Genomic DNA, 25106 nt, shown 5'->3' with positions numbered 1-25106 from the left:
TTATTATATGTCCCTTGTATTACTAGTTCAACACTAAGAAATCGAGCTCTATATTTCTTCCTATTTTAGTCTAGACTCTTCAATGCATTTATCCTATCAACACAATTAGGACAAACACCACAATGAACTTCACTGTTTGCTTGGCATGAATAAGTTAATGCTATTGGAACTCCCAATTCAATTCCTAACTCAGCAACTTCCTTCTTAGACATATCACGGAAAGGCATTTGAATATTAACAGTTCCGTATTCTCCAAGTAAGCCTCCCAATTTATCAAAGAATTCTTTGGAACAATCAATTTCTTTTGCATGATTAGAATTAATAAAGGCCGAGTACACTTCAGATACGTTTTCAGATTGAGCGACCGATGAAGCAATTGATAGAAACAAGAGGTTACGGTATGGTAAGTATAAATCATCTGCCGTAACATCATCTTCCCACAGGTTAGGCTCCCGTATCATTCGAGATTCTGAATTCACGTATATATCTCCTATCCTGACGACTCGAACAGAATCCTTATACTCCTGAGGAAGTACTTTGAGTAGTGTTTCATATTCCACTTTTTTAAAATGTTGTCCATAGTCAATAAACAGGATTTGCACCCGCATACCTTGCTTTTTCAGCCAATAAGCCATGACCGTCGAGTCAAGACCACCAGATGCCATAAGAATTGCATCATAGCTTGCTTTATCATTTCCCAACTTCTTCTTCTCCTTTTGTACTAAGCTGGTACACCGCATCTACAACTTCTCCTAAGGTATAACATATCTTGGTTACAGTCTTTATTAAAAAGAGGTTATATGATCTACGATAAGGATCAAACAAGATTGTTGGTTTTCCGAATTTGGCCATCCAACCAATTTCCACATATGTACCAGGATCATCATTTAGCAATACTGCAACTAATATAGAGCATTCATTTAATAATTTTATGTCTTTATCATAAGCTTGTAACTGTTGTGACTCAGGCTCATTCCCTCTAATAATGCCGTTTTCTCTGACTGGTCTATGCGGTATAAAATTATGATATGTCAACGCATTGCATACATAGTCAATCCAAGTAGTATCCACGTCTGGAAAATCTGGAGCAGCAATATATATATGCTTCATACTTCTTTCATCCCAGGGTAGTTCTATGCCATTAAGTAATAACAACTCTTCTTCATCAGGTAAAAAATTCATTATTTCCTTAAATTCATCATGCATCCATGTGCTTGCATATAATGATGCTGAATACGATGCTTGCTTAAGGGCAAATCGAATATTATCCTGCATGTATTTTGTACTTAGGAAAACCGAATTATAGCAGTCTCCCACACCTACTGAATGCTGAGTAACGACTGGAAACGAAGGGGCCGTAATCCACTGCTTCTCACTATGAATATATAGTCTGGAGCCTCCTCTATTTTCCTTTAATAATATTGTTTTGGCGTACTTGCTCTCAATTTTCTCAACAAGAAGTGAGGATTGTCTGTTACATTCCTCTTTAAAATATCCAGCTGAAGTAGATAAAATAAACGTTTCAAGAATTATTCCATTTGCTCTGAGCATTTCCAACTCTACTAATCCATACTGAAAATCAATATGGATGCGGCATTTAGTCTTTCCAAGACTTTGATAGATGGATGATAGAGGATATTTCCCTGGATATAGAACAATATCTGTTGGTTTAAACTTATCCAAAGCCTTTTCTAGTTCGGATATATTTATTGAAGCTGTTGATTGTTCTCTTAAAATATCGTTGTAGCCTTGGTCTCCTGCTTCGACAGAATCGGATATCAGCATCACATTTGGGCAGTTATTTATCTCTCCAATATAAAAACATTCAACCGCCGAAAGTTCATTAGCATATTTACTGACACTTTCATTTATATAGCTTGGTGATATTGTAGCTAAAGCATAAACTTGATTAAATGCATCAAGTGATCGAGCACTATGAAACACCCCACCTAACCTTAAAATACTCTTCCCATCCGATTTTGCGTGCAGATGAACGTCAGTATATACTTCTCCGATAACCAAAAATCTAGAATTAGACTGCATCTATGTTTACCATTACTTTAGGAATAGGGGTATTAACACTGTGCACAACAGTACCTATGTATTGATGCCCTTTCTTCATACAACCTAGCAAGTAGCTATATGAACTAGGCAATAAACCTATTATTTCATCTGTAGATGTGCTGACTACAACAATCCTTCCATTAACTATACTGTTATGAATATGAACTGGATGCATTATTGAGGGAACTCCACCTTGAGTTTTAAAGAAATCACATCTTGCTACTTCTTCAAGCCAGTCATCCTTTATACTTCTTAAACACATTTGACTTTCGCTTGACCCTTTCAAATCACCAAAAGATCCGGTTCCAGAACTCCCCATTTCTTTTCCTCCTTTTTCCTTCTCGACATTTTATGTAACTATTAGACATTAATATGCAAATCCCTTCTTTCCCCAATAAAAAAAGCCCTCCAATTTATAGAGGGCCTATTACTATGCCTGCAATGATATATCGCAGACTTCTAACTCATTTTTATTATATATTAGCTTACCAGTAATGATGCCTTCGTAGTCAACAATGTAAGGAAGAATATAGGTCATACTATCAGGCACATTTCTACTATTATAAATAGTATCTAAATCAATCCAGTCAATTAATCCTTCATCAGAAGAAGTTAGTTCTCCTTCAAAGTCACTTGATTCAAACAGCATTAGGACTTCTGTTCCCAACTTGCGTATAGCATTAGAAACAGTCATGATTCCTCTAAATTTCAGATCATTGAGGTGCAAACCAGTTTCTTCATACACTTCTCTCAGGCAAGCTTCAGTGGGAGACTCTCGAAGCTCCACTTTTCCACCTGGAGCGTTCCAAAATCCCTTGAACGGGTGTTTCTCCCTTTTTTGTACTAATATCTTCTCGTTGTCTCTAACTATACAGAGCGTGAATATATTACTACTCATAGTCATTTCACCTCCAAAACTAGTTAAGACTCCTTATAAAACTATCAGAAATCCTATCATTCTTAAAGAGAACATATGCTTCTTTTCAATTAAGAACTCCTTTTAGGTCAAAACTTAATTATTTCTAAGCAAGTTAAGATTGCTAAACCTAGAATGATTTATTAAGTTTTTGCTCATATGACCTCTATAACTATTATCTACGACTAAGCTTAGGTAAGGATTTGTCTAACCACGTTCCTTTGAGCTGAGTTCCAGAACAATGGATATCGTATCCAAGCAATTCAAAGTTCATTGGAACTTCAGAATAAAATTCATTTGGGATTCGATGAGTTGTATTCCGTAATGTGTTTATTGTGTACCCTACACCTTTATTTAGTAATTCAATTAAATGGTCTAACGTTACGACATGAGCAAAAGCGTCGCAATGCTCTCCCGTGCCTATACTTTCATTTATAGCGACACAATATTCTTGATCTCTAGGCTGCACTCCTTTATAGGATGCACCGAAGTATTCGAAAAGTATGGTATCGATATGTTGAGCTACATATTCATGGGCTTTTTGTAATTGCTCTAAACCCTTCTTTACCTGATTATCAACATTGTACATTTCACCTGTATTAGATGGAGAAGCTGTCCATTTCAGTTCAACTACTAACAATTCCTTAGTATTTACATCTAAAAATAAAATGTCCATACCTGGCCTAACCTCTTGAGCTTTAGTTTTCTTCTCTGCTATGAGAATCTCTTCATCCTTTAAAGATTGTTTTATCAAACTTATTTGTTGTCCTTCACAATCGTTAGTTAATTGATGGAACGCATTCTCTGGCATTTTAGGTATTAGGGCCACTAAATTCCTTTCCGGTCTAATAAACACACCTGCAAAACATGCAGATAGGGCTAATTCATTTTCATTAAGAGGCACAAAATATTGATATGCTGGATCAGTATCTTTTATATTGCTGTAAGTTAAATCCGATATAATATCCTTAACAGTATTTTGGGATAATCCAGATATATTTGATATCTGTTGAAACCACCAATTTTCATGATGAATTTTCACTAACTCTGATGAATTATATTTACCAATTACTATTTTGGGATTTTTAGTCCCGTGATTTTTTATCCATATTGAAAGCAATTCATCAAGACTTACACTAAATTGCTTATACTCATTCAATGTGTATTTGCCTAGATCCCATGTATCTGGCATAGTAAATTCGCTTGACTGCACTTCCTTTATAGCTGCTATTCCTGTTGACTGAATGTTATTAATCTGTATGCGTTCTCTGTAAGCTTGTCTCCAAGAATTGTATGCTAAGAAAGCGTGATTAATATTCTCAGGAATAAACTCGAGTCTATTATTTGTTAATTTAATAGAATATCCACCTTTTGAAGCAGAAAACAGCACATCACGAAAGAAATCATATTTATAAGCAAATATCAGCATCTCAATTACTTCTTTTCTCGAAGGTTTAATTGATTTGCTTTCCCCTTTATCATTACAAAAATCGAAGACCCATTTAATTGCCCATTTCAGTGATTCTTGAATTAATCTCTCACTCTGTCTTTCATCAAGTTCAGGATTTAGATCAGGTATTCTCCGATACCCACCTTTAAGATGTATAAATGAAAGTTCAGAGTGTACTGTTAGTAATTCTAATAGAGCTTTCCTTCTGGAAAGATGAACTATAGGGAGACTCGCAGGATAGTCGCCAATTTTTTTCAAAAACAAATGTAAATCCTCTTGAGTACCTAATGATTCTTGATGTAATTTATATTTTGTCCCTTGTTTTTCGCCCATTGATTGCACCTCTAAATTTAATTTCATTCTTTAAAAAGGAAGGTCATCATCAATAATAATTTTTATACTAGCTAACCGAGTATGTATATTGTCTAAAACTATTTTCTGCTTGTAAGGCTCTAATCTTAATAAAAAATGATAAAAGTCCTTTACGTGGTTTACGCTTATATCACATTTTTTATTGAAAGAGTATCCTCCCTTAATGAAACATCTAATTAACTGAGCATTGTCTTGTACAAATATCTCAAGCGAACTGTTGCGAATTAGGGTACCTAACTTATTGAGTGTTATTTCAATATCGTTTATTGGGTCGTACTTATCATAATAGTTAGATATATGACTGACTAAGGCATCCGCAAAATGTTTATATGTCTCCTTTTCCTTATTCGAGAAATTTATTTCACTCATTACTCCAGCTGATATGACTTGAGATATTTCATTGAAAGAGCCATAACGATCACTTGGATCAATTTTGATCATCTTATTAACAATATAATCAAATTTAAAATTTTCTTTTTTACTTTTTTCCCTAAGAATACTTTGAAATAGTTTTCCAATGAAATAGATTTCAGTCTGATGATTATATACACCTTCTAGTTGTGTTTCATTAGGTAGCTGTGTAACAGGCCAATTAAGAAATACACTTCTCCCCTCTTTTTCCTCAATCTGTAGTTTTTTTCCGAAGCCAAAATCAATGATCTTTACATTTTCGTCTTTATCTATCATTATATTAGACGGTCTAATATCTCTATGTAATATTTGATTTTCTTCTAGATATTCAAAAGCATATATAACCTCTTTAAATATGTCAGTCCAAGTCTTTCCAAAGCTTGGTTCAAATTTGTGAATAGCTACTCCGTCTACATATTCCATTTGCAAATAACCTGATTTAGCTTCAGGGTATAAATAATAATTAAAGATTCTAACTACATTATGATGAGACAACTTGAATAAAATTTTTATCTCATCAACAAAACGTCTAAATGTATCATCAGTATCATTAGAACCTTTCGGCGAATACTTTTTAAAAGCAAAGAGCATATCGGTCGTTTCATCCTTAAATAGATGAGCATCTCCAGTACCTCCGGCTCCTAATGGCGAGAGATGTCTAAAATTTTTCATACTATTAAATTTCACTATTTCACCTGGTTGCAACATAATAATTCATCCCATCCCTGCCTTATTTTTCGTTTCTTTCTTTTGACCATTTCATCTGCGGAATAGCAGCATTTAACACACAAGCTAATCACAATAATTCACTAACATCCAAAACAACTTGAGCAAGCGGCATCTCTCCTTCATACTCCCGTATTCGTGCAACAGCCGTTTCTAAATAAGTTTGGCTAAGCCTCTCAGGAACGCTCTTCGCCTGCATAAGCGTATGAGCAATGATTTGATCAAGAATTCGGCTATATTCAGCCTCTGCTTCCTTAATGGTGAGTTGATACTCCTTCCAGCCGATATCAAGACCAGAAATCCAAAGAATATCACCTTCACGTTTTGCTACCCACTGTTCGCCATGTTCATTCTCGTAGTATGAGAAGTAAGAGTCATTTTGCTTACCCATAGTCCAAGCAGGGGGATTCAAACCTTGAATGTTTATACGAAATTCAGCCGACAACTCTATCAACTCCTTCAAGATATTGGAATGTTATATGGCAATATTCTCATACCGTGAATTTACTGTCAAAAGAATTGTCGACCGTTTCATACAGAGAGCTTTATTACATTTCGGCTACAATGTTCTTCTCATACAAAACATCATCCGCATTCACAAATTGCACCTTCACATAAACATTCTTCGTCTCCCTCTGCACAACCACCTTCGATACAAACTTACTCACGATCTGATGCAACATCTGCGGATTCTGAACCTCTGCATCCAGCAGACCAATTAATGTCTGAATATCATATTTCACAGACGCGATGTATTCCTCTGGGACATCGACCTCTCGCAGCCCTGCCGACAATGCTGCATGCTCTGCCTTCTTCTCCATCAACTCCGTCTTCATCTCATCCAGCATCTCCTGATGAAATGACTTTTCTTTCCCTGCATTCATATCACCTACAACCGCATCTACACGTTTCTCCAAAAATATGATCTCGGCCGCAAGGCTCGATACTTGAGCAATGACATGCTTGTTCTTCTCGTTATGGCATGCGAATCTCTTCCTCCAACTGATTATCCATCGACAATCGCAACAGCGTTGTTCTGAGCTTATTCGTCACGACCTCTTCCACACGCTCCTTTCTCCAGCCGACATAAGAGCAGAATTCCTTTCCTTTCCTCAGATATCCGCCACAAGTGTAGTATCGCTGTCCACCACTCTTACTGCGTGTGGATGCAGAGTTGCCAACCATTCACGAGCCGCATTTGTCGCAGACCATGATGCCACGCAGCCAGAAGGGCGATGCGATCCTGTTGCCGAAGGGCTTGTGAGTTTCACCTCCACCATTGTTGCGTCGCTTAGCAGCAGCCTGGCACTGTTCAAACAGTTCCTTCGTAATCAACGCTGGGTGAGCGTTCTCAGTGATGATCCATTCAGAGCGATCTCTCCACTTTTTACCTTTGGTTTGATAGTCTTGCTTATTCCACACTTTGCTTCCGATATACGATTCATTAAAAATGATTGCACGAATGGTACTGGCTGACCATGTTCCACCTTTTTGCGTAGGCACTTGCTGTTGATTTAATTCAGATGCGATTTTATGGTAGCCTTTGTTTTCAAAAGCGTACTGATTAAATATCCACCGGATAATATCAATCTCTTCACGTGGCCCCGGCACCCACACCGACTTCGTATTCTGGTGTCCCAAAGCGATGTGTTCCGTCCGATAGCCGTATGGCGGCGTTCCACCATTGTTGTAACCCAGTTTGGCATTCTGAGTCATTCCTTTCCGCACCTCTACAGCAAGATTGGCATTGAAGAATTCAGAGATGATTTCAAGCATTCCCTCCAGCAGCATATCCTGCGGTGTCTCCCCTTCCGTTTTCTCCGTAATCGAAATGACCTTATCCCCACATTGATTAAGCAACGCCTTGTAAATAACATGGTCGTCACGTTTACGGGAAAACCTGTCGAACTTGTGGACGATCACCGCGTCAAAAGGGCGATTGGAGCGTTTGGCTAAAGCGATCATCTTCTGAAATTCCGGACGATCATCCGTTTTGGCGGACTTGCCTTTTTCAATAAACTCGCCGACGATACTCCAATTTTTCTCCATGCAGTATTGTTGTATGGCTTTTATCTGTGCTGGAATGGATAACTCTTTCTCTGCTTGACGCTCAGATAACACACGGACATAATAGACTACTTTCATAAATACACATTCCTCTCGTATATTGATTTTTGGGCATAAAAAAAGCAGATACACCCATGTGGGCATACCTGCTGATAAATGAAGCCAATATTACTTGGACTGTCTGCGACTCATTAAGGAAGCCTGAGCGGCATTCCACAGTTCCATGTCGATAATCGAAGGATGAGCATCTTCGGTCACGATTAAATCATTTCAGCACGATAACGTAAAAAAGACACCCCTAAAGGTGTCTTTTACTTTACTCCATATGGAGCCGAGGGGAGTCGAACCCCTGTCCGAAGATAACGGCACATAAGCTTCTACGAGTGTAGTCACAGTTTTGATGTCACCCGAGTATCGCCCCGTAACCGGCTATACGTTGGGTCAGCCTGATTGTCTTCTTCAGCTCACCGCAGGCGGAGATGAGACAGCGTATCCCACTATTTGTTAGCCCCTATCCCTGTCACATGGGCGATGCAGAGTAGAAGCACGCACACAGTTTCTTAGGCTGCGAAAGCGTAGTTGTTTTGTTGTTTGCCGTTTAATAGGCTTTAGCGTTGATGAAGCGGACGCGTCCCCACTACTCGCTACTCATGCTCGAACTACCCCCGTCGAATCCAAGAACGGCCCCTCATTAAAAAGGGCGCTTCGGATCAAGCGGATCTTCCAAGCAAGAGAGATCCAATCTACAGCTTCTTGTTCAAGAAAACTGTAACGAAGCAATAACTAACTTACTTACTTACTCAGTATAGCACATTTATCAACACTTTAACACGTGGGTTAAAGGAATTGAAGGTTGAAACTGGAACTCATTTGAATCGTCTAGTTCTCCCAGATTATCTGGCGATCTTTTGCTTATCACGCAGTACACGCTGGATATCACGTTGAGCATCTCGCTTGGCAGCCGAGTCACGTTTGTCATACTCTTTTTTACCTTTACCAAGACCAATCAGCAGCTTCGCATAGCCATTCCGCACATAAATCTTAAGTGGCACAATCGTAAACCCATCTCGCTTGGACAAGCCCAGCAGTTTATGAATTTGCTCCTTATGCATTAACAATTTACGTGTGCGTGTGGGATCAGTAGGATTGGCACGGTTACCTTGTTCAAAAGGGCTGATATGCATGTTGTGAATCTGAATCTCACCATTGCGGATCGTAGCAAAAGCATCTCCAATATTAGCGCGGCCATTACGCAGCGACTTGATCTCTGTACCCGTCAGCACCAAGCCAGCTTCATAAGTATCCTCGATAAAATAATCATGGGAAGCTTTCTTGTTCTGGGCGAGTACTTTCCCGTCTGCTTTTTTACCCATGAGAATCACTCCTTGAATCATATTCATAAGTTAAAGTAACCATGTCTGTCTAATCTTAAACGACACAGCCATCGAACGTCTGATCTATATTGTAACAAATGGAATCAAGTGAGCGCAAGGAACCTTCAACCAAATATACCTCACCTAATTTGTCATATAGTTGTCAGTAACATTACCCAATATCTAGCATTTGTTACAAAAAAACATTAAGCTGAGTTGATCTGGAGTTTTTAGAAAATAGCGAGGTTAGCCTTTTGCTTGTGCGCCTTAATTAACAGATAGTTATCCACTAATCTCTTACATATCTATATCCATCTACCCTATTTACTTATTACCTATTGTTCTCAATTATCCGCTTCCCCCTACTTGGATATACATCTATTCGACGCCTATTCAAATAGTGCCGCTTTTACCTATACTGTGCCTATCCTATACTGCACCTATCCTCTACCTATCCACTTTGCTATCACCTACGTTTTTCTATATAAATGTATTTCGTGCAACTATTTAAGCCTTATCACCGCCAAAAAACTAATTAGTTGCACTTTCTGCAGCTAAAAAAGCGAAATCAAACCAATTAGAGGTAACTCATCAGATTTAGATGTACAAAATGCAACTAACTGCCACTTTTACTACATAACCCAAATTTAACTGCACATAATGCAATTAACCAAGCCTGTTATGTGTTAAAAAGCACCGCCCCCAAGAGGGACGGTGCTTAGTATCGTTATAGAGTTATGCAACGCATAACCGTCATTTATTTCTTTTTACGCTTACGTGGTGCTCCTTCTGGAGCGCCGCCATTATTGTCACCCCGTTTAGAAGTAACTTGCTCAGACGTCTCTACGTTGCCTGGTGTCACGGACTGGCCGATGAACACGCCGCCTTTGGTTTTCTTTTTGCGGCGGCCTTTGCCTGTAGGAGCGCCGTTACGGCCTTCTCCACCGCCAAAGTTACCCCCGCGATCCTCGCGGCTGCGGAACTTCGTGCTGCCATCCACGCCCCGCGCTTCGCCGCCGGAGGCGTCGGACGCAGGAGCGCCGTATCCGCCTTTGCCTGAGCCAAAGCCGAAGCTGATGCCGCGTCCACCACCGGCACCGCCGGTGTCTCCGCCGCGGCCTCGCCCGCCGCTTCGCTCACGCGGCGCGCCTGCGTTGCCGCCGGCTTCGCCTCCGCGCTCTGCGCCCGGCGCAGCAACTACCCGGCTCGCATCCTCGCCGGCCTCGCGCCCGCGCTTCCGCTTACCGCGTCCGCCCGCTGCGCCAACACCGGCCGCTTCGCGCGGCCCTTCACCGGCGCGCACAGCTGCGCCCGGCTTGCCCTTGCCCGCGCCTGCAGCAGCGCCGCCGGGCTTGCCTTTACCGCCGCGTCCCTTGCCCGCGGCGCCTTTGCCCCCGGCCGGCTTAATGAAGCCGCCGCCCGAACGGCCGCCCTTGCCTCCGCGGCCGCCTGCAAAACCACCGCCGCGGTGCTCGCCTGGCGCGCGTGGCTTCATGTCGACCAACTCGAAATCGATCGTGTGGTCATCCATATTTACTTTGGCGACTCGGATCTTCACCTCGTCACCAATGCGGAACACACGCGATGTGCGCTCGCCAATAAGCGCCATATGACCTTCGTCGAAGTGATAATAATCGTCGCTCATTGCACTGAGACGAATAAGACCTTCGACGGTATTATCCAGCTCGATGAACATTCCGAAGCTGGTCACACTGCTGACCATAGCCTCGAATTCCTCGCCTACTTTATCCTGCATGTATTCTGCTTTCTTCAGTTGCTCCGTATCGCGTTCAGCTTCTACCGCCACACGCTCGCGTTCCGAGGACTGCTGAGCAATGTCAGGCATCCGGCTAGACAAATAATCATGCCGTTTCTGGGTCAGTGCCCCTCCATTCTCAATCACTTCACGCATTACGCGGTGAATGACCAGATCGGGGTACCGGCGAATCGGAGAAGTGAAGTGAGAATAGTATTCCGCAGCCAGTCCGAAATGGCCCGTGCTCTCCGCATCATACTTTGCCTGCTTCATAGAACGCAACATCATCGTACTGATGACCGTCTGCTCCTTTGTGCCTTGGATTTGCTCCAACAAATCCTGCAAAGCACGTGGATGAACCGAATTGCCACGACCCTTGACGTGATATCCGAAATTGGCCGCAAAAGCCATGAAATTCTGCAGCTTCTCTGGGTCTGGATCTTCGTGAATCCGGTAAAGGAACGGAACCTTCAACCAGTGGAAATGTTCAGCTACTGTTTCATTTGCCGCCAGCATGAACTCCTCGATAATCTGTTCAGCTACAGAACGTTCACGCTTCACGATATCTACAGCCTTGCCGTTCTCATCCACGATGATTTTGCTCTCTTCAAAATCAAAATCAACCGCACCCCGGCGCATCCGCGCATCGCGCAGCTTCATCGCCAATTCTTTCATGAGGCGGAAATCGTCAATTAGTGGACTATAACGTTCCAGCAGCTCTGGATCTTCGTCTTCGAGAATTTTACGAACATTGGAGTAAGTCATTCTCTCTTTGGTGCGAATCACGCTCGTAAAGACATCGTGCTTCACAACCTTCATTTGCTCGTTAAATTCCATTTCACAGGACATTGTTAACCGGTCTACCTGTGGATTCAAGCTGCAAATCCCGTTCGATAGACGGTGCGGCAGCATCGGAATAACCCGGTCTACCAAATACACACTACAACCGCGGTCATAGGCTTCTTTATCCAGCTCAGAGCCTTCACGCACATAATAACCTACGTCTGCTATATGGACGCCCAGCTTGTAATGTCCATTCTCCAAGCGCTGTACGTTTACCGCATCATCCAAATCCTTAGCATCTTCGCCATCAATCGTAACAATGTTCAGTCCGCGCAGGTCGCGTCTTCCTTGCTCCGCAATCTCCTCTTCTGTAATTGAATCAGGAGCACTATCGGCTTCATCCATCACTTCAGCTGGAAATGCTTCAGGCAATTGATGTTTGCGGATAATGGAAAGAATATCAACACCCGGATCATCCTTATGTCCGAGAATTTCAATAATTTCACCCTCTGCCGCTGCTCGGCCTTCCGGATAACTCACAATACGCACAACGACCTTTTGACCATCTACAGCACCTTTAAAGGATTGCTTCGGAATAAAAATATCACGATTAATCCGCTTATCATCAGGCAGCACAAAACCATAGGTCTCCAGGTTCTGAAAAACACCTACCGTCTGCAACACGCCACGTTTTACAATACGTACTACTTCGCCTTCCATACGTCCGCCGGACGGACTTTTAGAGGTAATACGAATCAGAACGATATCGCCATTCATAGCTCCCTTAAGATCATTTGCATGGATATATACGTCAGGATGATCACGATCATCCGGGATTAAAAAAGCAAAACCCTTCGCATGTGCTTGTAAACGTCCACGCAGTAAATCCATCCGTTCTGGCACGCCATAACGTGCAGTACGGGTCAATACAATTCTTCCATCCTGCTCTAATTCAATCAGCAGCTCCTCGAACTTTTTAAACCCTTCACTATCCTCTAGAGCAAAATGACTCACCAGCTCTTCATAAGTCATTGGTTTATATGCAGTTTCCCGCATGAAATCGAGTAATATTTCTTGTGTTATCATGTTCGTCACCCCAGCCCTCCGCGGCTTCAAGCCGCTGGCAAATATGTATATCTTGTCCTGCCCTGCAGTAATGCCAAGTAAATTTTACCTTTACTACTTCATACCCTAGTATACACGAAATCAATCCTGCGCATCCCTGTTACTGTCATCCAAAGGTTAACGCAGTACAAAATTTCCTTTAACTGCTGAAATACATCCATGCCAATTTCAGATTTACTTCTTATCGATCCAGCCTTTTTCTTTGCGAATATGAAAAGAAAAGCACCCTTAGGTGCTTTTTAACTCCTTTTAATATAACAAAAAAGCCTCCGCTCTATTCCATTTAGAACAGAGCGAGGGCTTACGGTAGATCTTTTAGTCGATTAGAATAGCAGCTAGAATCGCCATGATGAAGAAACCAGCAGCAAGTCCAACAGTTACACGTTGTAGTACAAGCTCCATACCACGAGCTTTTGTTTTACCAAAGAGATGCTCAGCACCGCCAGAGATGGCACCGGAAAGACCCGCGCTTTTCCCCTTTTGCAGAAGAACGACCGCAATAAGACCGACGGAAAAAATCAGGAGCACAACTTTCAAAAAGATATCCATTCACTTCCACCTCCTACGCCTAAGCATCACTATCTATGGTAATTTAGGTTATCACGATACATAAACAGTATTCTTATTTTATCATAGCGCTGTCGGTAATACAACAGCTTAGACTGTTAAGTCGTAGCTTTTCTTGCAAGATAAGGATAAACCTATTAAAGTCTATCTTCTTCAAATCATAAAAAAGACCCGCCATAACGGCGGGTCTTCGAAGTCTGCTATAAAAGCAGATTATCTTTTAAGGTTGTAGAAGGATTTCAGGCCGTTGTATTGAGCCAATTCACCCAACTCATCTTCGATGCGAAGCAATTGGTTGTATTTAGCAACACGGTCTGTACGGGAAGGAGCACCTGTTTTGATTTGACCAGCATTAGTCGCAACGGCGATATCAGCGATTGTGCTATCTTCGGATTCACCGGAACGGTGGGAGATAACTGCTGTGTAACCAGCACGTTTAGCCATTTCAATAGCATCAAAAGTTTCAGTCAATGTACCAATTTGGTTAACCTTAACCAAGATGGAGTTACCGATACCTTTTTCGATACCTGTTGCAAGACGCTCAGTGTTAGTTACGAACAAGTCGTCACCAACCAATTGGACTTTGTCGCCCAATTTTTCAGTAAGCAATTTCCAGCCATCCCAGTCGTCTTCGGACATACCGTCTTCGATTGTGATGATAGGATATTTTTCAACCCATGAAGCAAGAAGGTCAACATACTCAGCGGAAGTGTAAGATTTACCTTCGCCAGCAAGGGTGTATTTACCGTCTTTGTAGAACTCAGTGGAAGCAACGTCCATACCCAAGAATACGTCAACACCTGGTTTGTAACCAGCTTTTTCAATAGCTTCGATGATTGTAGTGATTGCTTCTTCATTCGAACCAAGGTTCGGTGCGAAACCACCTTCGTCACCTACAGCTGTGTTCAGGCCTTTGGATTGAAGTACGGATTTCAAGTTGTGGAAGATTTCAGCACCTGTGCGAAGAGCTTCTTTGAAGCTTGGAGCTCCTACAGGAAGAACCATGAACTCTTGAACGTCGATGTTGTTGTCCGCATGCTCACCACCATTGATGATGTTCATCATTGGTACTGGTAGAGTTTTAGCGTTGAATCCGCCCAGGTATACGTACAAAGGAATATCCAAAGCTGCTGCAGCTGCACGAGCTACTGCCATGGATACAGCTAGGATTGCGTTAGCGCCCAATTTACCTTTGTTAGGAGTTCCGTCCAAAGTAATCATCAATTTGTCGATGCCCACTTGGTCAAGAGCGTCCATACCGATAACTTCTGGAGCGATGATTTCATTTACGTTCTCAACAGCTTTCAGAACGCCTTTACCCATGTAACGGGATTTGTCGCCATCACGAAGTTCTACAGCTTCGTGAGCACCAGTGGAAGCGCCGGAAGGAACGATAGCGCGGCCTTTAGCACCGGATTCCAGATAAACGTCAACCTCTACAGTAGGGTTACCACGGGAGTCAAGGACTTCGCGAGCATATACATCAGAAATAATAGTCATGTAAGTTAATCTCCTTTTAACATTGTTTTGGTCTTACTTGTATAGCTTAAAATCAAAGGCGTTATACCTTACCTTACTTACGGCTAGCAATCATGGATTGTCCGGTCATTTCCGCAGGTTGCGGAAGTCCCATCAAATCTAGGATTGTTGGTGCTACGTCTGCAAGAATACCGGATTCACGCAATACAACATTCTCAGTAGTCACGATGAACGGAACAGGATTGGTTGTATGAGCTGTGAACGGGCGACCGTTCTCGTCAAATACCATATCTGCATTACCATGGTCAGCGATAATAATGGCAACGCCACCTTTGGCAACAACCGCATCCACTACTTTACCTACACACTCATCCGTCACTTCTACAGCCTTGATTGTTGGTTCCAGCATGCCGGAGTGTCCAACCATATCAGGATTGGCAAAGTTAAGAATGATAGCATCCTGTCTTTCCGCTTCGATTTCCGCTACGCAGGCTGCAGCCACTTCGTATGCGCTCATCTCAGGTTGAAGATCATAGGTTGCCACTTTAGGAGAGTTGATTAAGATCCGAGTTTCACCAGGAAGCTCCTCGTCACGTCCACCGCTGAAGAAGAAGGTTACATGCGGATATTTCTCAGTTTCCGCGATGCGCAGTTGCTTCTTGTTTTGTTGAACAAGCACTTCACCCAATGTGTTATCCAGGTTCTTCGGTGAATAGGCTACATAACCTTGTACCGTTTCGCTGAAAGTAGTTAGGCATACGAAGTGCAGGTTTTGCGGGAACAAAGGACCACGATCGAAACCGCGGAAATCTTGATTCGTGAACACTTGTGACAATTGAATAGCACGGTCAGGACGGAAGTTGAGGAATACGACGGAATCGCCGCTCTCTACTGCCGTTACAGGTTTGCCTTCACTGTTTACAATTACACTAGGTTCAACGAATTCATCAAATACCGAGTTTTCATAAGATGAAGTGATGGCTTGCACAGCATCCGTGTATTTAGGGCCTTCACCATAAACCATAGCACGGTAGGCTTTCTCTACACGTTCCCAACGTTTATCACGATCCATTGCGTAATAACGTCCGGACACCGTTGCAATTGTACCCACGCCAACCTCTTCGATTTTAGCTACTAGATCTTGGACAAACTTCTTCCCACTATCAGGAGCTACGTCACGACCGTCCATAAAAGCATGGATATACACTTCATGCATATCTTCTTTTTTAGCCAGGTCAAGCATAGCAAACAGGTGGTTAATATGGCTATGTACCCCTCCGTCGGATACAAGCGCATAAAGGTGAAGCTTTTTGCCAGTGTTCTTAGCATTTCTAACTGCGCTAACCAGGGTTTCGTTATCGAAGAACTCACCCTCGCGAATCGATTTATCGATACGAGTCAAATCCTGATAAACGATCCGGCCTGCACCAATATTCAAATGCCCTACTTCGGAGTTGCCCATTTGCCCTGCCGGAAGGCCTACAGCTTCACCGCAAGCAGTGAGTGTAGTGTTAGGATATTGTTTCAGGTAACGGTCATAGTTAGGTTTGTTGGCTTGAGCAACGGCATTACCTTCTGTCGTTCCACGCAAACCAAAACCATCCATGATGATCAAAGCTACGGGTTTTGGAGCTGACATCTTACTTCGCCCCCTCAACCAATTGAACGAAGGAATCCGGTTGTAAGCTGGCACCGCCAACAAGCGCACCATCGATGTCGCTTTGGCCCATGTACTCAGTTACATTCTCAGGCTTCACGCTGCCGCCGTATTGAATACGAACAGCTTCAGCTGTTGCTGCATCATACAGATCTTTTACAAGACTGCGGATGTAAGCAATAACTTCGTTAGCATCTTGGGAAGTGGAAGATTTACCTGTGCCAATAGCCCAGATAGGTTCGTATGCAATAACAACTTTTGCTGCTTGCTCGGCACTAAGACCTTGGAATGCAGCTTCAGTTTGTACTTTACATACTGCTTTAGTTTGATCAGCTTCACGCTCTTCGAGCTTTTCGCCAACACATACGATAGGAGTAATTCCGTGACGAAATGCAGCATGCATTTTCTTATTCACGATTTCATCCGTTTCGCCAAAATAAGCACGACGCTCAGAGTGGCCAATGATAACATAGTCCACACCAAGATCACTTAGCATTACACCACTGATCTCGCCTGTGTAAGCACCGTTATCTTCAAAGTGTAGGTTTTGTGCACCAATCTTGATGTCAGTACCTTTTGCAGCTGCTACAAGTGCAGGCAGGTTAGTAAATGGAGCGCAGATTACAGTCTCAACGCCTTCTACTTCTGCTTTGCCTTTAATTTCAGCAATAAAGCTTTCTGCTTCAGGAACTGTTTTGAACATTTTCCAGTTACCTGCAATAATAGGTGTTCTCATGACTTATGTTGCCTCCTTCTTAGGTCTTACTTATCGTTCAGTGCTTCTACGCCAGGAAGCGCCTTGCCTTCCATGAACTCAAGGGATGCACCGCCACCAGTGGAGATATGATCCATTTGATCAGCCAGGTGGAATTTCTCTGCTGCTGCTGCGGAATCTCCGCCACCAATAACAGTGTAACCTTCAGTAGTTGCACAAGCTTTTGCTACTGCAAGTGTACCTTCAGCGAATTTATCGATTTCGAATACGCCCATAGGTCCATTCCAGACAACCAGCTTGGAGTTCTTGATAATATCGGCATAAAGTTCACGAGTCTTAGGTCCGATATCAAGTCCTTCCCAACCTTCTGGGATTTCATTGTAATCAACGATCTTAGTGTTAGCGTCAGCACCAAATTTATCAGCAACAACAACATCAACAGGAAGCATGAAGTTTTTACCAAGTGCTTTTGCTTTTTCGATGAATCCAAGAGCAACGTCCAGTTTGTCGTTGTCTACTAGTGATTTACCGATTTCAAAGCCTTGTGCTTTAGTGAATGTATAAGACAATCCACCGCCGATCAGGACGTTATCAGCCAAAGACAACAAGTTATCAATAACATCAATCTTGTCTTTAACTTTCGAACCACCGATGATCGCAGTGAAAGGACGTTCTGGGTTAGAAAGAGCTTTACCAAGAACGGACAATTCTTTCTCCATCAAAAGACCGGATACAGCTGGTAAGAAATGAGCGATACCTTCTGTCGATGCATGTGCACGGTGAGCCGCACCAAACGCATCATTAACAAACAAATCAGCCAATTCAGCGAATTGTTTAGCCAGTTCAGGATCGTTTTTCTCTTCACCTGGGTAGAAGCGAACATTCTCAAGTACAAGTACGTCGCCTTCGCCTAGCTCAGCGATTTTTGCTTTTACAGCTTCGCCAATTGCCTCGTCAGCTTTAGCTACTGGTTTGCCAAGGAGCTCGGACAGACGTTCAGCAGCAGTAGTCAAACGCATGGAATCTACGAATTCGCCTTTAGGACGACCCATATGACTCGCAAGAATGATCTTTGCACCGTTCTCGATCAAATATTTAATGGTTGGAAGTGTTTCGCGAATACGAGTATCATCAGTAATTTTACCGTCTTCTACAGGTACGTTGAAATCCACGCGTACAAATACGCGCTTACCCTTTACTTCTACATCACGGACGCTTTTTTTGTTCATGATTAATTCCTCCACACCCAAAATTGTTTCTAGCAGGAAACAAGAAATACATTTAGAAAGAGCGGAAACAAGGAATTTCTGTTTCCGCTCTATAGATGTTGCTTATATCAAGTCAATTACTTAGCGATTTTAGCGAATTTCTCCAAAGTACGAACCAATTGTGCAGTGTAGGACATTTCATTGTCATACCAAGCAACAGTTTTAACCAGTTGTTTGTCGCCAACAGTCAATACTTTAGTTTGTGTAGCATCGAACAGGGATCCGAAAGTCATACCTTTGATGTCGGAAGATACGATTTCATCTTCAGTGTAACCATAAGTGTCTGGATCGGAAGCTGCTTTCATTGCTGCGTTGATTTCTTCAACAGTAACGCTCTTATCAAGAACAGTTACAAGCTCAGTCAGGGAACCAGTTGCAACTGGAACACGTTGAGCTGCACCATCCAATTTACCTTTAAGTTCTGGAATAACCAGACCGATTGCTTTAGCAGCACCAGTAGTGTTAGGAATGATGTTCTCAGCTGCTGCACGAGCGCGTCTGAAGTCACCTTTAGCATGTGGAGCATCCAAAGTGTTTTGGTCGCCAGTGTAAGCATGAATTGTAGTCATCAAGCCTTCAACGATACCGAACTTGTCGTTCAGTACTTTTGCCATTGGAGCTAGGCAGTTAGTTGTGCAAGATGCGCCGGAAATAACAGTCTCAGTACCATCAAGAATGTCATCGTTAACGTTGTAAACGACAGTTTTCATGTCGCCAGTAGCTGGAGCGGAGATAACTACTTTCTTAGCTCCACCTTTCAAGTGTTTTTCAGCTGCTTCTTTAGTTGTGAAGAAACCTGTGCACTCAAGTACGATATCAACGCCTAGGTCGCCCCATGGCAATTCTTCAGGGTTGCGGTTAGCAAGAACCTTAACTTCTTTACCATTGACTTTGAAGAAGCCATCATGCACTTCAACATCACCTTGGAATTTACCTTGAGTTGTATCATATTTAAGCAAATGAGCAAGCATCTTAGCGTCAGTCAAGTCGTTGATTGCTACCACTTCGATACCTTCTACATTTTGAATACGGCGGAAAGCAAGGCGTCCAATACGTCCAAAACCGTTAATTCCAACTTTTACACTCATTGAATAGTTCCTCCTAGAATTCGTTTTATTTATTCAAAACAGACGGTGAGGTCTGTCATGACAACAATGTTAAGTATGATGCAAGAAGTATGTTATTGCCTGCAATCTAAAAACTACGAAGATAGCTGTAGTTGATTGTCAATTTCCTTGCCTATTTCTACTGCAGCAGCCTCGTCCGTGACGAGAATATTCTCCTGCCCGAAACGCAGCATGGCATGAATGGCTTTGGCCTTGGGTTTGCCTCCTGCAATACCGATGACTTTCTCTGTCCGGATAATATCTTCTAGACGTAGACCCATCGTAAGCATGGTATGGACAACCTGACCCTCTTCATTGAAATAATAGCCAAAAGATTCGGCCACTGCCCCTTCACCCTGGATTTCCGAGACTGTAGCCTCGTCCAGTTTGCGGCGGCGGGTCATTTCAATGGCATCCCCAATCCCATGTACAATAATACGCGAACTACGGATGGTTTGTACAATCTCTCCAATATTAGAGTCAAGTGCCAGCGATTGGTATGCATCCCCGCTAAGCAAATCAGGGACATGCAACAACCGGTAGTTGGCTCCAACCCGCTTTGCCATTGTTGAGGCAATCGTGTTGGCTTGAATCTCCATACTCTCTCCTAATCCTCCACGCGCCGGAACAAACCAAGCGTTCTTATAGGAAAGGGACAACGGCGGTGCCAGTTGATCAGCCATATCGGCAAGCGTCGATCCACCTGTGACGGCAACTGTATCATCTGCGCGAAGTATACTCAGCAGCGCTTTCGCACCCGCTCGGCCAAGCTCTCGTTTGGTGAACGGCGATGACTCACAATCACCCGGTACTACAATAACTTTATCCAGACCATACGTTGCTCGAATTTTCTCTTCCAGCTCATCCAGACCAAATAGGCTCTTAACAACCGGCTCTAGCAAATCAAGCAGTCTACGTCCAGCAGCGCTAATGCGCATGCCAACACTCTCGATCTCAATAAGCCCTTGCGATTTCAGAAGATCCGTCTCGGCACGCAGTACCCGCTCAGTCATATCTAGCGAAGCGGCTAGCGTTCTGCGCCCAATAATATCGGACAGCATGATCTGATGAAGAATCGTGTACCGTCTCTTAAGGGTTTCCATGAGATCAGGCAGAAGCTGCTTTTGGATATCTAATAAATTACGCATACTTTCACTCCTGCAACTTCGTCTTCCTCTATTCCCTTGTTCATGGTCTCAAAACGTCCCGGGTAAACTTTTTAAGTCCCACCCATATTCTAACCAAATATTGCTCGAAGCGCAAGTCTTCCGAGAGTAGAATTCTCAAGCGCTTGTCTTCTTATACATTAATAAGGTCAGAAAAAGATATAGCGCCCGATGCCTGTCCCTAGAGCGCTTGTCCAGTATTAATATTACATTGCAATTGTGTAAAAATTGTATTATAATCATTTTTGTTGCGCCCGTGGTCCAATGGATATGACGTAGGCCTCCGAAGCCTGAGATCCAAGTTCGATTCTTGGCGGGCGCGCCATTAATTTCATTTTTGCACATAATTTAGTAGTGCCTATACTACTACTTAACCAAAGAGCCGCTTGTCGGCTCTTTTTTTTGAATATAAGTTTGACTTTCTTTGACTTTTTGTTTGAATTTGTTTATCATGTGGGTAATACGGCAAGAGTAAAAATGAATACATTTGAAGAACCAATATCAAGGAGGTTTTCCACGTGAGTTATATTCCTATGGTAGTAGAACAGAGCAACCGCGGCGAGCGCGCTTATGACATCTATTCCCGCCTGCTGAAGGACCGCATCATTTTCCTTGGAACGGAGGTTAATGACGTGGTAGCCAATTCTATCATCGCACAAATGCTGTTCTTGGCTGCCGAAGATCCTGACAAGGACATTCACCTTTACGTGAATAGCCCAGGCGGTTCCATTACTGCAGGTATGGCTATTTTTGATACAATGCAGTACATTAAACCAGATGTTTCCACCATCTGTGTGGGTATGGCAGCTTCCATGGGAGCTTTCCTGCTAAACGCTGGCGCCAAAGGCAAACGCTTCGCACTGCCTAACAGCGAGATCATGATCCACCAGCCTCTGGGTGGTGCTCAAGGTCAAGCAACGGACATTGAAATCCGTGCCCGCCGCATCCTCAAATTGCGCGATAAGCTGAACCGTATTCTAGCAGAACGTACGGGTCAACCTCTAGAACGTATTGAGAAGGATACAGATCGCGACTACTTCATGACTGCTGCAGACGCGGCTGAATACGGTATCGTAGATAAAGTAATCGAGAAGACATTGCCTAGCGGTGTGTAAGCTATAAAGTAAAAATATAAAGAGGCTGTGCTCTATCCGTTATGGTTAGAGCACAGCCTCTTTATATTTTATAGAAGACCTAAATCCAATCACGCCAGCCCGCCATAACCTAGCGCATCCAGCTTCTCGGCAATCACGCGATAACCCCGGCCATTCGGATGCAGATGATCAATGGATAACAGCCCTCTCTCATTTCCTGCGAACTCACTATAAATCGAAGCAAATCCACATACTCGGCTGCTGTACTGTGCTGCGTATTGATTAAACTGTCTGACCCACTCTGTCGCACCAACCACCTGAGGATAGGGATTATATAATCCCACAATTCTAATGATAAAAGGTCTACAAGTCCTCGCCTTCAATTGTATAAGGATATTCATAATTGCAGAGAAATTTTGTTTGCATTCCTGAAGCGATCTCCGCAGTTCTGCGGATAAGTTTCCTTGCTGTCTTGCTGCTGATTTGGCCGCGTGAATCAAATCATTACCACCGATAGACACAGTGATGATATCGGCTACTCGAACGGCCTCACGCATCATGGAATTTCCGCGCAGCCGCTGCTCCAGCTCTGAAGTAGTCATTCCGTTCACGCCTAAATTCGTAGAGGCTACAGTAGTCCGCAGTCTCCCTTCTGCCATTCTACGGTACACCGGTACAAAACCGTTACCTGGCAGAGCACCAAATCCAGTCGTCAAGGAATCGCCAATTGCAGTATATTGGTAGCCCATAGCTCTCCCCCGTTCATAAACTAGTTACTCCCTTTAGCATATGAACAAGAGACAACTCTGGTAAGGGGGAGATGTCTTGTGCCGACATTAGCGGAGACGAAACATTGCCATTTATTTCATGCCAGCAAACGGGCTACTGCCATCCGGCAAAAGCTCTTTGAAACTAAAAGTATACTCAGGGAAGCCTGCAGCATACGCTGTGTACTCATATAATTGGAAGAACAGAACAACCTTGTCGTCCTTCAGATAGAAATATTTCTCCGTATTCAATCCGTTGAATCCTCCCAAATAACTATCCTCTGCCTTCAGCAGCTTGCTCAGCTTTGCATTCAGCTGTTTTTTGTAGTTTGGATTAGCTCCAAACAGGTCGCCCAACAGTAGACGTTTACCATCCTTAAGCGAGAAGGTGAAGGCTTCACGGTTAGTCATTCCATGGGCCCCGCCCGTATCACTATACTGATGCATCACTATGCTGATCACACCATTCTGATTGTAGGTCACTACATAACCTGAATCATAGGTGTATTTGGGCTCTGCTCCATCTCGATCGGAGATATCCTGTTCTGCACCCGCCGCGAATTTCATAACACTTTCCTTCAAAGTATTATTAATAGCTTGTTGCGCACTGGAGTTGCCCAATCCACTGATCTTCGGATAATCAAGCTGAATAAAAGCTTCTGCCCGATCTTTAGCATAAGTTTCCGTGGTTACCGTCAGCGCGTTCTGCGGTCTGTTCACCACATTCAGCCTACTGGCGGCCCGACTCCAATCTACCTTATAACCCATATAATCATTTAACAATCCTGATGGAACATAGAGGCGATTATTAATTAACTTCCCTTCATACTCTCGAATGAAATAGTTGTTCACCCACACAGAAGTACCGTAGCTGGATAACATCAACTTGGCCTTGGCCGATCCTTTTCCAATCATGTACGCATTTTCCTTCTTATCATACACAAGCGGTAATCCCAACACATCTCGCATAAAAGTTATGGGAATCCAGGCCTGTCCTTCCTTCAAAATACCTTCCTGCAACGAATTTATCCCGTTTGCCTTTAAAACGATACGCGAATCAATAGCTTTATTCTCCGTTTTACTAGCTGCTGCATAACCCGTTTCGCTGGGCAGCAGACCTCCACCAAACAATAAACCTGCTGACATCAGACCTATGCCCCATTTGCGTGCTGATTCTTTTGAAATAATATTCATCATCTTATTTTTCCTCTCCTTTCCAATTTATTAAACAGAATCGTAGAGAACTTACACAAAAAAAGAGGCGCCCCCCCACTATTACTAGTGGAAGACACCTCTCCTCTCTGCATTCACCTTGTTCTGATACTATTTCAATTCATACATTACGCTCAGCTGAGTTGTAACTTTAACTACTCCGGGTTGCACAGATGTGCTTGCACCAGCATCTGCTGCAGCCATATTCATTTTTAGATTCTGTTCAAAATAAACCGGAGTGATATCGCCATCATTTTGGCTGACCGTGATCACTTGACCCAAGCTGCGTTTAGCTGCCTTAGCAATAGCCCCTGCTTTAACATCTGCATTCGCCATCGCTTTTTCAATCACCTGAGCTTCAAATGCAGAAGTATCTTCCACAGAAAAACGTGCATTTCCGATATTATTCGCCCCTGCCGCAGATGCAGCGTCCAGCAATTCACCAACCTTGGTCAGATCTCTATAAGACACTAACAGCGTATGATTGGCGTTGTACCCCTTCACTTGCTGTCCTTCTTTTTCGCTGTAACTATAATTGGGTTGCACATAAAACTGCGTGCTTTGAATATCTTTATCTGCAATTTTCCAAGTATTCTTCAGTAAAGTCATAATCTTCTGAATTTTAGCGGCATTGGTCTTCTGCGCTTCTTGCGCAGTTGTGGCTGTAGTATCCACACCGATGGACAAGTATACGATATCCGGCTTGAGGGACAATTCGCCTTTACCTACTACACTAACGACATTTTTCTGCACTTCATCTGCGTAAGCCTTTGCAGGACCTTGGAAAACACCACTCATGCTGATCCCTCCAATTAACAAACTCCCTACGATCATCACTGAACCAATTTTCTTCAATAAACCTTTCATATTTGCCAGCCCCTTTCATTTCTTGTGATTTGTTATTATCCTCTAGACGAGTCATTTTGGTAAATGTTGCACGTTCTCCATCTATTTTTTGGTATTAAAAAAAGCCCCGAAGGGCTTTTGGTCATGCGATAAATAAAGTCTTCCTAGCAGAAACGATGTTGTCTT

At 43.0% G+C, this 25106-nt stretch carries 23 protein-coding genes, 1 tRNA gene and 1 other RNA gene; 2 read left to right on the top strand and 23 right to left on the bottom strand.

Features of this window, described 5'->3' with window-relative positions; all coding sequences use genetic code 11:
* Positions 1-65: 65 nt before the first annotated feature.
* The 20 genes from MHH46_RS01010 to MHH46_RS00915 all read right to left on the bottom strand — a co-directional run bounded on the left by MHH46_RS01010 (position 66) and on the right by MHH46_RS00915 (position 20983).
* Positions 66-701 (bottom strand): 7-cyano-7-deazaguanine synthase, encoded by a 636-nt coding sequence (locus tag MHH46_RS01010; protein ID WP_218641638.1) that lies wholly within the window; start codon positions 699-701, stop codon positions 66-68.
* A complete protein-coding gene (locus tag MHH46_RS01005) occupies positions 691-2022 on the bottom strand; it encodes a nucleoside 2-deoxyribosyltransferase (RefSeq protein WP_405132548.1) in 1332 nt (443 codons plus the stop codon). The genes MHH46_RS01010 and MHH46_RS01005 overlap by 11 nt, the downstream gene beginning before the upstream one ends.
* A gap of 10 nt (positions 2023-2032) precedes the next feature.
* Complete coding sequence (locus MHH46_RS01000; protein WP_076126878.1) at positions 2033-2383, bottom strand: hypothetical protein; 351 nt, start codon at positions 2381-2383, stop codon at positions 2033-2035.
* Between the two features lie 111 nt (positions 2384-2494).
* The gene (locus tag MHH46_RS00995; protein ID WP_076126875.1) at positions 2495-2962 is read right to left on the bottom strand and encodes an NUDIX domain-containing protein; all 468 of its coding nucleotides are present in this window, start codon (positions 2960-2962) and stop codon (positions 2495-2497) included.
* Positions 2963-3155: 193 nt separating this feature from the next.
* The gene (locus tag MHH46_RS00990; RefSeq protein ID WP_405132547.1) at positions 3156-4790 is read right to left on the bottom strand and encodes a hypothetical protein; all 1635 of its coding nucleotides are present in this window, start codon (positions 4788-4790) and stop codon (positions 3156-3158) included.
* 3 nt (positions 4791-4793) lie between these two features.
* Positions 4794-5921, bottom strand: a complete 1128-nt coding sequence (locus MHH46_RS00985) for a protein kinase family protein (protein WP_076126871.1) — start codon at positions 5919-5921, stop codon at positions 4794-4796.
* 88 nt (positions 5922-6009) lie between these two features.
* Complete coding sequence (locus MHH46_RS00980) at positions 6010-6384, bottom strand: hypothetical protein (RefSeq protein ID WP_076126869.1); 375 nt, start codon at positions 6382-6384, stop codon at positions 6010-6012.
* Positions 6385-6487: 103 nt separating this feature from the next.
* A complete protein-coding gene (locus MHH46_RS00975; RefSeq protein ID WP_256715790.1) occupies positions 6488-6856 on the bottom strand; it encodes a hypothetical protein in 369 nt (122 codons plus the stop codon).
* Between the two features lie 58 nt (positions 6857-6914).
* Positions 6915-7124, bottom strand: a complete 210-nt coding sequence (locus tag MHH46_RS00970) for a zinc ribbon domain-containing protein (RefSeq protein WP_256715789.1) — start codon at positions 7122-7124, stop codon at positions 6915-6917.
* A complete protein-coding gene (locus tag MHH46_RS00965; protein WP_256715788.1) occupies positions 7125-8084 on the bottom strand; it encodes a recombinase family protein in 960 nt (319 codons plus the stop codon).
* A gap of 245 nt (positions 8085-8329) precedes the next feature.
* Positions 8330-8694, bottom strand: a transfer-messenger RNA (tmRNA) gene (ssrA, locus tag MHH46_RS00960).
* 205 nt (positions 8695-8899) lie between these two features.
* A complete protein-coding gene (gene smpB / locus MHH46_RS00955) occupies positions 8900-9379 on the bottom strand; it encodes an SsrA-binding protein SmpB (RefSeq protein WP_036687155.1) in 480 nt (159 codons plus the stop codon).
* Between the two features lie 757 nt (positions 9380-10136).
* Positions 10137-13004 (bottom strand): ribonuclease R, encoded by a 2868-nt coding sequence (rnr, locus tag MHH46_RS00950; RefSeq protein WP_076192669.1) that lies wholly within the window; start codon positions 13002-13004, stop codon positions 10137-10139.
* A 354-nt stretch (positions 13005-13358) separates the two neighbouring features.
* Positions 13359-13592, bottom strand: coding sequence for a preprotein translocase subunit SecG (secG, locus tag MHH46_RS00945; RefSeq protein WP_076126868.1), 234 nt, complete (start codon positions 13590-13592; stop codon positions 13359-13361).
* 231 nt (positions 13593-13823) lie between these two features.
* A complete protein-coding gene (gene eno, locus MHH46_RS00940) occupies positions 13824-15110 on the bottom strand; it encodes a phosphopyruvate hydratase (RefSeq protein ID WP_036687130.1) in 1287 nt (428 codons plus the stop codon).
* A 73-nt stretch (positions 15111-15183) separates the two neighbouring features.
* The gene (gene gpmI, locus MHH46_RS00935) at positions 15184-16728 is read right to left on the bottom strand and encodes a 2,3-bisphosphoglycerate-independent phosphoglycerate mutase (RefSeq protein WP_076186855.1); all 1545 of its coding nucleotides are present in this window, start codon (positions 16726-16728) and stop codon (positions 15184-15186) included.
* Position 16729: 1 nt separating this feature from the next.
* Entirely contained in the window at positions 16730-17482 is a 753-nt protein-coding gene (tpiA, locus tag MHH46_RS00930; protein ID WP_076126864.1) for a triose-phosphate isomerase, read from the bottom strand.
* A 26-nt stretch (positions 17483-17508) separates the two neighbouring features.
* A complete protein-coding gene (locus tag MHH46_RS00925) occupies positions 17509-18690 on the bottom strand; it encodes a phosphoglycerate kinase (protein ID WP_036687122.1) in 1182 nt (393 codons plus the stop codon).
* Between the two features lie 116 nt (positions 18691-18806).
* A complete protein-coding gene (gene gap / locus MHH46_RS00920) occupies positions 18807-19817 on the bottom strand; it encodes a type I glyceraldehyde-3-phosphate dehydrogenase (RefSeq protein WP_036687120.1) in 1011 nt (336 codons plus the stop codon).
* 113 nt (positions 19818-19930) lie between these two features.
* Complete coding sequence (locus MHH46_RS00915) at positions 19931-20983, bottom strand: sugar-binding transcriptional regulator (RefSeq protein WP_076126862.1); 1053 nt, start codon at positions 20981-20983, stop codon at positions 19931-19933.
* A gap of 268 nt (positions 20984-21251) precedes the next feature.
* On the opposite strand from MHH46_RS00915, the gene MHH46_RS00910 reads away from it, so the two are divergent.
* Together MHH46_RS00910 and clpP are read left to right on the top strand one after the other, a co-directional pair.
* Positions 21252-21326 (top strand) — tRNA-Arg (locus MHH46_RS00910).
* Between the two features lie 193 nt (positions 21327-21519).
* Positions 21520-22116 (top strand): ATP-dependent Clp endopeptidase proteolytic subunit ClpP, encoded by a 597-nt coding sequence (clpP, locus tag MHH46_RS00905; RefSeq protein WP_036687113.1) that lies wholly within the window; start codon positions 21520-21522, stop codon positions 22114-22116.
* A gap of 89 nt (positions 22117-22205) precedes the next feature.
* On the opposite strand, the gene MHH46_RS00900 is transcribed toward clpP, so the two are convergent.
* The 3 genes from MHH46_RS00900 to MHH46_RS00890 form a co-directional block, all read right to left on the bottom strand.
* Positions 22206-22844, bottom strand: a complete 639-nt coding sequence (locus tag MHH46_RS00900; RefSeq protein WP_076192640.1) for a GDSL-type esterase/lipase family protein — start codon at positions 22842-22844, stop codon at positions 22206-22208.
* 111 nt (positions 22845-22955) lie between these two features.
* Complete coding sequence (locus MHH46_RS00895; protein WP_076192643.1) at positions 22956-24059, bottom strand: PdaC/SigV domain-containing protein; 1104 nt, start codon at positions 24057-24059, stop codon at positions 22956-22958.
* Between the two features lie 126 nt (positions 24060-24185).
* The gene (locus tag MHH46_RS00890; RefSeq protein WP_076126857.1) at positions 24186-24941 is read right to left on the bottom strand and encodes an SIMPL domain-containing protein; all 756 of its coding nucleotides are present in this window, start codon (positions 24939-24941) and stop codon (positions 24186-24188) included.
* Between the last annotated feature and the right edge of the window lie 165 nt (positions 24942-25106).

The sequence above is a fragment of the Paenibacillus sp. FSL H8-0175 genome (assembly GCF_045040615.1).
Lineage (GTDB): Bacteria > Bacillota > Bacilli > Paenibacillales > Paenibacillaceae > Paenibacillus_AQ > Paenibacillus_AQ odorifer.
This window is presented reverse-complemented; position numbering and strand designations above follow the sequence as displayed.